General features: G+C 67.3%; 7 protein-coding genes and 1 pseudogene. 7 read left to right on the top strand and 1 reads right to left on the bottom strand.

The window, feature by feature from the left end; all coding sequences use genetic code 11:
• Positions 1–73: 73 nt before the first annotated feature.
• Complete coding sequence (locus tag WS54_RS08020) at positions 74–982, bottom strand: LysR family transcriptional regulator (RefSeq protein ID WP_034204624.1); 909 nt, start codon at positions 980–982, stop codon at positions 74–76.
• A 144-nt stretch (positions 983–1126) separates the two neighbouring features.
• Here WS54_RS08020 and WS54_RS08015 point away from each other — a divergent pair, with 144 nt between their 5' ends.
• The 7 genes and pseudogenes from WS54_RS08015 to amiE all read left to right on the top strand — a co-directional run.
• Positions 1127–1999: an NAD(P)-dependent oxidoreductase gene (locus WS54_RS08015; RefSeq protein WP_059783106.1), complete on the top strand. Its 873-nt coding sequence runs from the start codon at positions 1127–1129 to the stop codon at positions 1997–1999.
• Positions 2000–2053: 54 nt separating this feature from the next.
• On the top strand, positions 2054–3571 hold the full coding sequence (locus WS54_RS08010) for an aldehyde dehydrogenase family protein (RefSeq protein WP_034204626.1): 1518 nt from the start codon (positions 2054–2056) through the stop codon (positions 3569–3571).
• Between the two features lie 48 nt (positions 3572–3619).
• Positions 3620–4954: a DUF3100 domain-containing protein gene (locus tag WS54_RS08005; RefSeq protein ID WP_059783109.1), complete on the top strand. Its 1335-nt coding sequence runs from the start codon at positions 3620–3622 to the stop codon at positions 4952–4954.
• Positions 4955–5032: 78 nt separating this feature from the next.
• Positions 5033–6223: a M20 aminoacylase family protein gene (locus WS54_RS08000; RefSeq protein WP_059783111.1), complete on the top strand. Its 1191-nt coding sequence runs from the start codon at positions 5033–5035 to the stop codon at positions 6221–6223.
• A 411-nt stretch (positions 6224–6634) separates the two neighbouring features.
• Entirely contained in the window at positions 6635–8908 is a 2274-nt protein-coding gene (locus WS54_RS07995; protein WP_059783113.1) for a LamG-like jellyroll fold domain-containing protein, read from the top strand.
• Between the two features lie 64 nt (positions 8909–8972).
• Complete coding sequence (locus WS54_RS07990) at positions 8973–11303, top strand: dockerin (protein WP_236872703.1); 2331 nt, start codon at positions 8973–8975, stop codon at positions 11301–11303.
• Positions 11304–11474: 171 nt separating this feature from the next.
• A pseudogene (gene amiE, locus WS54_RS34505) lies at positions 11475–11633 on the top strand (aliphatic amidase); the annotation flags it as partial.
• Positions 11634–11736 lie beyond the last annotated feature (103 nt).

The following is an 11736-nucleotide window of genomic DNA, read 5'->3' as shown; positions in this document are numbered from 1 at the left end:
CTTCGATGACCGTTGCAGGCCGCTGACCGAAGCCTCGCGTCGCGGGCAGAATCACCAGTCGGGCCAGAACCCCCTACCGGAACGCCCGCATCTGCCCCGTCATCATCTGCAGCATCTTGTTGGCGGCAACCGAAAGCTTGCGGCCCACGCGCGTGACCATGTGCGCCTCGGCGTTCTCGAGGATCGGATGCGCGATCTCGATCGCGAACAGCTCCTTGGCCTGCAGTTCGGCGGTCACCGCGAAGGCTGGCATCACCGAGATGCCGAGCCCCGATTTCACGAACTCCTTCAGGATCGCGAACGAATTGGTGGTGATGATCGGCGCGAGCCGCACGCGCTCGGCGTATTCCACGGCCTCCATCATCTGTCGTGTGCCGTACGACGGGTGAGTGGCCGCCAGCGGGTAGGTGGCGAGCTGCTGCACCGTCAGCACCTTGTGGCTGCGGCGCGGGAAATCGGGGCCGACGATCGCCATCATCGGCTGCCGCTTCGAGGCGCGCGACACCAGCTTGGGCTCGGCGGGCGGGTTGTACACCAGGCCGATCTCGCCCTCGTCGTTCGAGATCTTGCGGATCACGTCGTTGGTGCTGCCCACGTCGAGGTTGACGCGGATCCCGGGGAACTGCCGGCAGAACTGCTGCATTGGCCCGGCCAGTAGATCCGAGACAAAGCCCTCGCCGAGCACCAGGCTGACCTGGCCGGTCTTGAGCCCGCGCAGCTCCTGCAGACGCGAGATCAGGTCGTCGCGGTGCGCGAGCTGCTCGCGGAAATACTCGATCACGCAGCGTCCCGCCTCGGTGGGCGTCACGCCGCGCGCGTGGCGCTCCATCAGCGTGGCGTCGAGCTCCTTCTCCAGCAGCCCGATCTGGCGGCTCACGGCCGAGGGCGCCACGTCGAGCCAGTCGGCCGCGGCGCGGATCGTGCCGCAACGCACGGCCTCGTAGAAATAGACGATCCGACTGTCGGTGAGGGTATCGCTCATGGATCCTGGCGTTCTAAAAAAGAGAACAATCTCAATATTGGCGTTGATTGATTATACGGATCGCCGGACCGAACATCGTAGCCATGCAGGGTAGGCGCAAGCTGGCGCGCCGGCCTCGAACCAACAGCTATCGGGAGTCGTCGGATGAAAACGGTGGGCGTGATCGGTCTGGGCAACATGGGGCGCGGCATGGCGGGTTCGCTGCGGCGCGGCGACTACACGGTGCTCGGCTATGACGCGGCGCCCGGCGTGGCGCTCGCGCTGGCCGAACAGGCGGTGCTGTCGGCGCGCGATTCGGTGGCCGAGATCGCGCGCGACGCCGACGTGCTGCTGCTGTCGCTGCCGACCTCGGCGGTGGTCGAGGCGGTGGTGCTGGGCGCGGGCGGCGTGCTCGAGCACGCGAAACCGGGCACCATCGTGATCGACACCACCACGGCCGATCCGGACAGCACGCGGCGCGTGGCGGCGGCCCTGGCCGAGCGCGGCATTGGGTTCGTCGACGGCCCGGTGAGCGGCGGCCCGAAAGGCGCGGCTACCGCCACCATGACCATGGTGCTCGGCGGCTCGGACAGCGATATCGCCGCCATCGAGCCGATTCTCGCGACGATCAGCGCCAAGCGCGTTCATGTGGGCCCGGTGGGCGCCGGTCACGTCACCAAGCTGCTCAACAACCTGCTGACCGGCGTGCACCTGCTGGCCGCCAGCGAGGCGGTGCGCACCGCGCGCGCGGCCGGCGTCGATCCGGAAAAGCTGGTCGAGGCGCTCAACGGCGGCTCCGGCCGCAACAGCGCGACGCTGACGAACTACCCGACCTGGATCTTCAACGGCAAGTTCGATTCCGGTTTCACGATGAAGTTGATGCGCAAGGACGTGCGGCTCGCGCTGGGCCTGCTCGACCAGTTCGACAGCGTCGCGCCGGTGGCGCGCGAGGCGGCGCGCGTGTGGGCCGCCAGCGAGGGATCCGTCGCCGACGGCGAGGACTTCAACCGCATCGTCGACTTCCTCGACCCGGCGTGAGGCCCGGCAGCCCGCGCCGCGATCCCGCTCGACTCACATACACGGACACCTGACATGACCCAGCACGCAGACCAGTTGCTTGCCGCCTTCGCGCATTTCTTCCCCGGTGCCGCCACGATCGGCTCGTATGTCGACGGCGAGCTCGTCGCCGGCCGGGGCGACACGATCCAGCTTTACGATGCGGCGACGGGCGAGGCCACGCTCGCCTATCGCGACGCCGGCGCAGCCGCGATCGACCACGCGGCCGAAAGCGCGCGCCGCGCGCAGCGCGAATGGTGGGCGCTCACGCATGCCGCGCGCGGCCGCGTGATGCAGGAGGTGGCGCGCGCGATCCGCGCCGAGGCCGAGGCGATCGCGCGGCTGGAGGCGCTGGGCTCGGGCAAGCCGATCCGCGACTGCCGGGGCGAGGTGGGCAAGGTCGCCGAGATGTTCGAGTACTACGCGGGCTGGACCGACAAGTTCTACGGCAGCGTGATCCCGGTGCCGACCTCGCACCTCAATTACACGCGCCGCGAGCCGGCCGGCGTGGTGCTGCAGATCACGCCCTGGAACGCGCCGGTGTTTACCTGCGGCTGGCAGGTGGCGCCCGCGGTGGCGATGGGCAACGGCGTGCTGCTCAAGCCCTCGGAACTGACGCCCTTCACGTCGCTGGCGGTCGCCAGGCTCGGCGAGCGGGCCGGGCTGCCGCGCGGCCTGGTCAACGTGCTGGCCGGTTTCGGTCACACCGCCGGGCAGGCCGCGATCGCGCATCGCGTGGTCGGCAAGGTGGTGTTCGTCGGTTCGCCGGCCACCGGCGCGCGCATCGCCGAGGCCGCCGCGCGCCGCGTGCTGCCGTGCGTGCTGGAGCTGGGCGGCAAGTCGGCCAATATCGTGTTCGCCGATGCCGACCTCAAGCGCGCCGCGCTGACTGCCCAGGCGGCGATCTTCGCCGGCGCGGGCCAGAGCTGCGTGGCCGGCTCGCGTCTGCTGGTGCAGCGCGCCGTCTACGACGAGTTCGTCGCGATGGTAGCGGCTGGGGCGAAGAAGATCCGTGTCGGCGCGCCGCTCGACGAGGCGACCGAGGTGGGCCCGATCAACAATCGCAAGCAGTACGACCACGTGATGTCGATGATCGAGAGCGGCGTGGCGGCGGGCGCCACGCTCGCCAGCGGCTCGCCCGGGCGCGTCGCGGAGGGCAGCGGCGGCTACTTCGTGGCGCCCACCGTGCTGGCCGGCGTGTCGAACGCGATGGATGTGGCGCGCACCGAGATCTTCGGGCCGGTGGTGGCCGCCATCCCGTTCGACACCGAGGATGAGGCGATCGCGATCGCCAACGACACCGACTTCGGCCTGGCCGGCGCGGCGTGGACCACCGACGTGGCGCGCGCGCATCGTGTGGCCGCGCAGGTGAAGGCCGGCACCTTCTGGGTCAACGGTTACAAGACCATCAACGTGGCATCGCCGTTCGGCGGCTACGGCATGAGCGGCTACGGCCGCTCGAGCGGGGTCGAGGCGCTGTACGAATACACGCAGACCAAGAGCGTGTGGGTCGAGACGGCCGAAGCGCCGCCCACCGCGTTCGGTTATCTGTAACCACCGGCCCGCATTCGACGGCAGCCGGGCTTCAAGGGGAGACTCGTCATGGAACACGCACTGGGTATCGAGCGCCGCGAACTGGGCGGCGCGGCCACCGCCAAGGTTCTGCTATACGCGGCCGGCATCCTGCTGGTCGCCGAATGGATCGGCTCGTTCACGTTCAAGCTCGGGCCGGGCAAGGTCGTGCTGCTGCCGATGATCTGGGCGCTGCTGCTCGGCGCGGCGGTAGGGCTGGCCAGCGCGCGCTGGAACGGCAGTGCGCGCCTGAGCGTGCCCGACCAATTCTTCGCGGCCGCGATCCTGCAGCCGGCGCTGCTGCTGTTCGTCTCCAAGCTCGGGCTGATGGTGGGCAGCGCGCTGCCCAAGCTGGCGTCGGCGGGCTGGGCGCTGGCCTTCCAGGAATTCGGCCACTTCGTCGGCACCATCCTGCTCGGCCTGCCGCTCGCGTTGCTGCTCGGCATCAAACGCGAGGCGATCGGCGCGACCTTCTCGGTGGGCCGCGAGCCGAGCCTGGCGATCATCGGCGAGAAGTACGGGATGGATTCGGCCGAGGGCCGCGGCGTGCTGGCCGAGTACCTGACCGGCACCGTGTTCGGTGCAGTGTTCATCGCCGTGTTCGCGGGTTTCGTGAGCAGCCTCGGCATCTTCGATCCGCTCGCGCTGGCGATGGGCTCCGGCGTCGGCTCGGGCAGCATGATGGCGGCCGCCTCGGGCGCGATCGCCGCGCAGCAGGGCCCGGAGACGGCGAAATCGGTGCTCGCGTTCGCCGCGGCCAGCAACCTGATCACCACCACCATCGGTACCTACTTCACGCTGTTCATCTCGCTGCCGCTCGCGGTCTGGGGCTATCGCGTGCTGGAGCCGCTGATCGGCCGCACCACCAAGGCCTCGGCGCAGCCCGAGGCGGCCAGCCCGTCGCTGGGCGACGTGCGGACCGAGGCGCCGGCGCTCGGCTACGGCGGCAAGCTGCTGGCCTGGATCGTGACGGCCGCGATGGCGCTGGTGTGCGACTGGATCGCCCACGGCACCACGCCGCTCGCGGGACTGCCGGGAATCGCGATCATGGTGTGCGCGACGATCGTCGGCGATGCGCTGGCGCGTGTGACGGGGCGACGGATTCCGGCGGTCTGCTGGGTATCGGTGGTGGCGATGTTCCTGACCTCGCCGTGGTGCCCGTGGGCTTCGCAGATCGCCGCGCTCAGCTCGCACAACGATTTCCTCGGGGTGACCACGCCGATGCTGGTATTCGCGGGGCTGTCGATCGCCAAGGACATCCCGGCGTTCCGTCGGCTCGGCTGGCGCATCGTGCTGGTGTCCTTCGTGGCCAATGCCGGTACCTTCATCGGCGCGACCCTGGTGGCGCAACTGTTCCATATCTGATGCCTCGCGGCGCGGCGGCGACCGGCATGGACCGGCCCGCCGCCGTATCGCGACGACGACAAAAGCGCTTCCCTCCGCATGAAACTGATCGATTCCATCGTCGCGCACGCAGACGAACTGACGGCGATCCGCCGCGATATTCACGCCCATCCCGAGGTGGGCTTCGACGTGCTCCGCACTGCCGAACTCGTTGCCGGGCGGCTCGAGCAATGGGGTTATGCCGTCACGCGCGGCGTCGGCCGCACCGGCGTGGTCGGCACCTTGAAGCGCGGCAGCGGCCCGCGCGCGATCGGCCTGCGCGCCGACATGGATGCGCTGCCCGTGCAGGAGGCCAACACCTTCGCGCATCGTTCGACGGTGCCCGGCGCGATGCATGCGTGCGGCCACGACGGCCACACCGCCATGCTGCTGGGGGCCGCGCGCCATCTGGCGCGGCATGGCGAGTTCAACGGCACCGTGCAGTTGTTCTTCCAGCCGGCCGAGGAAGCGGGCGGCGGCGCGCGCGCGATGATCGACGACGGCCTGTTCGAGCGTTTCCCGGTGGATGCCGTGTTCGGGTTGCACAACTGGCCCGGCATCGCGGCCGGCGATTTCGCGGTGCGGCCGGGGCCGCTGATGGCCTCGACCAGCCTGTTCCGGATCGACTTGCGCGGTGCCGGCTGCCACGCGGCCATGCCGCACCTGGGCCGCGATCCGGTGTTCGCGGCGGGCCAGGTGCTGAATGCGCTGCAGGGGATCGTCACGCGCAACCGAAATCCGATCGACGGCGCGGTGCTGTCGGTCACGCAGGTGCATGCGGGCGAGGCGATGAACGTGGTGCCGACCGATGCGTGGCTCGGCGGCACGGTGCGGACTTTCTCCGATGCGACGCTCGACCTGATCGAGACGCGCATGCGCGCCGTGGTGGCCGCGACGGCCGCAGCCTTCGATTGCGAGAGCGAGGTGGATTTCCAGCGCCAGTATCCGGCCACCGTGAACGACGCCGAGCAGACTGCGGTGGCGGTGGCGGTGATGCGTGAGCTGGTGGGCGACGCGCATGTGAACGCAGCCGTCGATCCGACCATGGCGGCGGAGGATTTCTCGTTCATGCTGCGCGAGAAGCCGGGTTGTTATGCGTTTCTCGGGAATGGCGCGGGAGATCATCGTTTGCATGGGCATGGCGGCGGGCCTTGCCTGCTGCACAACGCCAGTTACGACTTCAACGATGCGTTGCTGCCGGTGGGGGCGAGTTATTTCGTGAGGTTGGTGGAGCGGGTGTTGGGGCGGTAGGGAGGCGGTGCCGGCGTTGCAGGGGGAATTGACGCCGCCTTTCGCGACATCATGGCCAGTGACGATTTTATTTCGTAGCACGAATGGAAATGGACTGGATTCCGTGGAAGTTTTCAGGTTTCGCGTCGGTGTCGGCCGATGAAGCGACATTCGTACTTCGCAAACGATGACGACCTTTGCTCGGTTCTGCGGCTGTACCCGACCGCTTCGCGCATTCCTCGCTCCCTGCATCACCGATGTGACAAGTGCGTGTCATCGGTGAATTTGTTATTTTCCGCTTGATTGGATCCCTATCTCACTGGATAGAATGCACCCCGTTCCTGATGAATACGGAACGGATAGTACATTTTATCGCGTTGACGAAAGCTAAAAACAGGGGATCCAGACATGCGAGACAAAGGAGCATCGACGATGCTGTCCGAGGAAATCGTCGCACTCGGCGACATCGACAATATTGCCCGACGCCATTTCGTGATGGGGCTCGGTGCAACGCTTCTGGCCGGATGCGGCGGTGACGGCGGGAACACGGTGACAGGCGGTGAGCGTGCATCGGCAAACAACGGCGGCCAAGCGTCCGCAGTGGCCCCGGCTTCGGACGGTATCGGCGCGGGTGCGACGGCGGCAGGCACTGCCCAAACCCGCACCTTCGTGCATCCTGGCTTGCTGCATACCGACGCGGATTTCGAACGCATGCGCGCGAAAGTCGGCGCGCAAGCTTCCCCGTGGATCGACAGCTGGAACGTGCTCGTTGCCAACGGTCACACGCGCCTGACGAACAACCCTAACCCGCAGGTCGGCATCTATCGCGGCAACGATCCGACGCATGGTCAGAACTACGGCGCCCTCTACAACGACATCGCCGCCGCTTACGGCGACGCGCTGCGCTGGAAGGTGTCGGACGACAAGCGCTACGCCGACAAGGCAGTGGAGTATCTGGACCGATGGGCCTCGACGCTGACGACGCTCGGCGGCAGCGACGTGGCACTCGCCGCCGGCATCTATGGCTACGAGTTCGCCAACGTAGCCGAAATCATGCGCAGCTACAGCGGCTGGAGCCCGGCCGGCCTCGCCGCGTTTCAGGCGATGATGCGCAATGTCTTCTACCCGGTCAGCCATGCTTTCCTGACCCGTATCGATACCGCGATGGACACGCACTACTGGGCCAACTGGGGACTGGCCAACGTCGCGTGCGTCCTGGCCATCGGCGTGCTGTGCGACGATGCCGGGCTCGTCGACGAGGCCGTCACCCATTTCAAGACCGGCGGCAGTAACGGCTGTATCCGGCAAGCCGTGTACTACATGCACCCCGGCAACCTCGGGCAATGGCAGGAAGCCGGCCGGGACCAGGGGCACAGTGTGCTGGGCATTGCATTGACGGGTGCCATTTGCGAAATGGCGTGGAATCAGGGCATCGACCTGTACGGCTACGACAACAACCGCTTTCTGGCGGGCGCCGAATACGTGGCCAAGGCCAACCTGAAGCAGGCAGACGGCGCGTTCTACACGGTGCCTTTCGTCACGTACCAGAACAGCGCCGGCGTCATCCAGACGCAGTTCGCCGCCGGCGGGCAAGGCGGCGCGCTGGGGCGGCCCTGCTGGGCGCTGGTGGCCAACCATTACATCAACCGCAAAGGCCTGGCGGCGCCTTACACCAAGCGCGCAGCCGAACTCGTGGCGCCGGAAGGCGGCGGCGGCAACTACGGCCCCAACAGCGGCGGCTTCGACCAGCTCGGCTACGGCACGCTCACCTGCACGCTCGACCCCGGCCCCGCTGCCGCCACGCCGACCGGCCTGACCGGCTACGCCAGCGCGGGCAAGGTGGTGCTGTCGTGGTGGGGCAGCAGCGATGCCACGAGCTACAACGTCAAGCGCGCGACCATTGCCGGTGGACCGTACAGCACCATCCAGAGCGGGATCACCGATCTGCTGACCTATACCGACATGCCAGCCGGTGCCGGTACGTATTTTTATGTCGTGACAGCGCAAACGATTGCGGGCGAATCGGCGCACTCCAACGAAGTGAAAGTGATCACGGCGCAGCAACTGCTTGCGCACCTCACCTTCGATGAAGGCAGCGGCGCCACGGCCGCCGATCGTTCGGGCAACGGGCGCAACGGCACGCTCAACGGCGCAACGTGGGCAGCGGGGCGCAACGGCAACGCGGTCTCGCTCAATGGCTCGGGCGCGTATGTGGCGTTGCCCGACGATGTGCTGACCGATGTGTCGGACTTCACCATCGCCAGCTGGGTGTTCTGGAACGGCTCGCAGACGTGGGCACGCCTGTTCGACTTCGGCACGGGCTTCCACCGCTACATGATGTTCACGCCACGCGGGCAGTCGCGCAACGGCTGGGCCGGCATGCGCTTCGCGATGACGGCCAACGGCCCCGGCGACGGCCCTCCGGAACAGATCATCGACGCCCCCGCCGAGTTGCCGAGCAAGCGATGGGTGCATGTGGCCGTCACGCTGTCGGGGTCGACCGGCACGATCTACGTGGACGGCACGCCCGTCAGCACCAACACGGCGATGTTCCAGGCGCCGTTCCGCCTCGGCGGTACCACGCAGAACTGGCTGGGCAAATCGCAATACAGTGCCGACGCCACGTTCAACGGCCTGATCGACGATTTCCGCATCTATCGCGGTGCGCTCGACGCTGCGCAGATTGCATCGCTCATGGCGAATTGATTGCGCAGGGCCCGGTGGCGGGCCCTGCGATGGACCTCTTCCTTCAAGGACTTTTCGGATGACTATGTTTTCTCGGCGATGGATTGCCGCTGCGGCGATGGCGTGTACGTTATGGGGCTGTGGTGACGGATCCGATAGCGCGACGGGCGTGACCAATTTGGGTGCCAATGTAGCCGCCAATCGCGGCCAGATCGGCGGAATCGGCAGCGGCAGCAATCAGCCGGCGGCCAGCTGGACCAGCGTCAAGTGGGGCGGGGGCGGCTACGTCACCGGCCTGATCTATCATCCGACCAACGCGAGCCTGCTGTACGCACGCACCGACGTTGGCGGCGCATACCGCTGGAATGCGACCAGCTCGACGTGGACGCCTATCACCGACGGCATTGGTTTCGGCGCAGGGGAGGGTGATTTCCACGGCATCGAAAGCCTCGCGCTCGACCCGAACGACGATCAGCTCGTCTACATGATGGCCGGCGTTACCGTGACGCAGGGTCACAACGGCCGCATCTACATCTCCAGCGATCGTGGCAACAGCTGGACGCACTACGATCTACCGTTCCCGGTGGGCGGCAACGACAACGGCCGGGCCACCGGCGAGCGCCTGCAGGTGGACCCGAACAATCCGTCGACGCTGTTCTATGGATCGCGCACGGCCGGCCTGTGGAAGAGTACCGATTCGGGCCGCACGTGGGCGCAGGTCACGGGTCTGTCCTCCACCACGATCGGCGGCGGCAATTCCCCGATCGGCGTCGAACAGGTGATCTTCGATACGTCGGGCAAGGGTAGCGGTCAGCCGACCTGGATCATGTGGGCCACCGTCGCCCCGGACTACGCCAACGCGGCGGGCCTGACGTCGACGCTGTACAAGTCCACCAACGGCGGCTTCTCGTGGACCCCGGTGCCCGTCCCGCCGACGGTGTCCGGCTACTACATCCCGCACGTCGTGCGCACGTCCGACGGCAACTTCTACGTGGTGTTCAACGCGGGCGTCGGCCAGGGCATCGGCGGACCGAGCTATCTCTACAAGTTCGGCGGCAGCAACGACGGCAACTGGACGCTGCTCAACCGTTCCAACGGCAACGGCTTTGGCGGCCTGTCCGTCTCCGGTCTCGGCTCGTCCGCCCGAATCGCACTGGGCATGACAGGCTGGAGCGACACCAGCAAGACCATCCAGCTGTCCGACGACGGCGGCAGCACGTGGCGCGAAATCGAGGCCGGCATGCCGCATACGGGCACTGCGTCGGATGGTTGCGCCGGCTGGGTGGAAAGCGTCGCCATCGACCCCGCCAATCGCGATCACATCATGCACGTCCACGGCGGCGGTATCTGTGAAACCATGAACGCGTCGTCGCCCACGCCGACCTGGAACCCCAAGGTCGACAACCTCGAGGAAACCGTGACGCTCGCGCTCGTCACGGCGCCGCCCGGTGCGTCGTACAACTTCATCAACAGCGCCGGCGACATCGGCACGTGGGTCAATACGGACCTGTCGACGAGGCCGACGAAAGGCCCGTTGAACACGTGGAGCAGCGGCAATTCGGCCGATATGTCGTGGTCCGATCCGACGTACATCGCCGCCGCGGGCGTCGACAACGCCAACGGCCATGCCACCAAGGGCTTCTGGTCGGGCGACGGCGGCAATAGCTGGGCGACCTTCGCGTCGCTGCCCAACGGCGCCGCGGCAAGCCAGAGCAACGTGGGCAACCTGGCGGTCTCGTCCCGCAACAACGTGACCTGGGCACCGCCGGACTCGGTGCCGTCGTACACCACCGACAATGGCGCCAGCTGGACGGCGACCAACCTGCCGGCGTTCGGCGCCACCTGGAACGGCTTCCCGCGTGCCTATCGACTGGCCGCGGACCGCCAGAACCCGAACAAGGTCTATGCGTACGATTCGGGCGGTGCGTCGTGGAGCTGGCAGCGCGGCAAGATCTACGTGTCGAACGACGGCGGCCATACGTTCACGCTGAGCCAGGGCTCGGTGAACGCGAATCTGGCGTGGAATGCGTGGCGGGATACGTCGATGGCGGTCAATCCGAACGCGGAGGGCGATCTTTGGCTGGCCGACGGCACCGCCGTGTACCACTCGGTGGACTCGGGGGCGACCTGGACGAAGCTCGGCGCCTTTGCGTCGGTCAACGGCACGCCGGGCGCCACCGTGATCGCGTTGGGCAAGGCGCCGACCGGGTCGCCGTACTCGGCCGCGGTCTATGTGGAAGGCACGGTGAACGGCGTCTGGGGCATTTACCATTCCGACGACGGCGGCGCAACGTGGGCGCGCTTCAACGACGACACGCACCAATTCGGCGACTCCGGCGTGATGGCCGGCGACTGGAACACATACGGCCGGATTTACGTCAATGGCGCCGCTCGCGGTCTGATCTTCAGCAATTGAGGGCGATCGGCCTGTCGGCCGTCCGGTTGCGGTTTGCAACCGGACGGAGCGCGTGGTTGAACGGCGACACGGACGAGGATCTCGTCCTTGTCAGCGGGTCCGATCCGAGCAGCGCAACATCGGCCGCATGTCCGAAGAAGCGCATGCCGCGCTCGACGAGCGCCGCCAGTCGGGCAAGGCAGTGATGGACATCGGGTAGTTCCCGTCGGGCATTCATGCGACGCAGACGCCGGGCCGGCGATGCGCACGCGTCGCCGTGTCGAAGCGCTGACGCGCGCTACGCCCGGCACGCCGGCGTGTCCGATCGAAGGCATCCCGCACGAGGACTGAGCACGTGTGCCCGCGTGTAATCAAGCGCATTCATGACGATGATTCGCATCGAATGCCGATCGACAAGCCGGCGCCCGCACCGAAGCCGCGCCGAGCGGGTTCC

It is taken from the genome of Burkholderia sp. NRF60-BP8 (assembly GCF_001522585.2).
Lineage (GTDB): Bacteria > Pseudomonadota > Gammaproteobacteria > Burkholderiales > Burkholderiaceae > Burkholderia.
Note: the sequence above shows the minus strand (reverse complement) of the source record. Positions and strands in the feature narration are given on the sequence as shown.

What these genes read in the sequence shown, in the direction of transcription:
- WS54_RS08020 (WP_034204624.1), bottom strand. Translation starts at nt 982, where the DNA reads ATGAGCGATACCCTCACCGACAGTCGGATCGTCTATTTCTACGAGGCC.
- WS54_RS08015 (WP_059783106.1), top strand. Translation starts at nt 1,127, where the DNA reads ATGAAAACGGTGGGCGTGATCGGTCTGGGCAACATGGGGCGCGGCATG.
- WS54_RS08010 (WP_034204626.1), top strand. Translation starts at nt 2,054, where the DNA reads ATGACCCAGCACGCAGACCAGTTGCTTGCCGCCTTCGCGCATTTCTTC.
- WS54_RS08005 (WP_059783109.1), top strand. Translation starts at nt 3,620, where the DNA reads ATGGAACACGCACTGGGTATCGAGCGCCGCGAACTGGGCGGCGCGGCC.
- WS54_RS08000 (WP_059783111.1), top strand. Translation starts at nt 5,033, where the DNA reads ATGAAACTGATCGATTCCATCGTCGCGCACGCAGACGAACTGACGGCG.
- WS54_RS07995 (WP_059783113.1), top strand. Translation starts at nt 6,635, where the DNA reads ATGCTGTCCGAGGAAATCGTCGCACTCGGCGACATCGACAATATTGCC.
- WS54_RS07990 (WP_236872703.1), top strand. Translation starts at nt 8,973, where the DNA reads ATGTTTTCTCGGCGATGGATTGCCGCTGCGGCGATGGCGTGTACGTTA.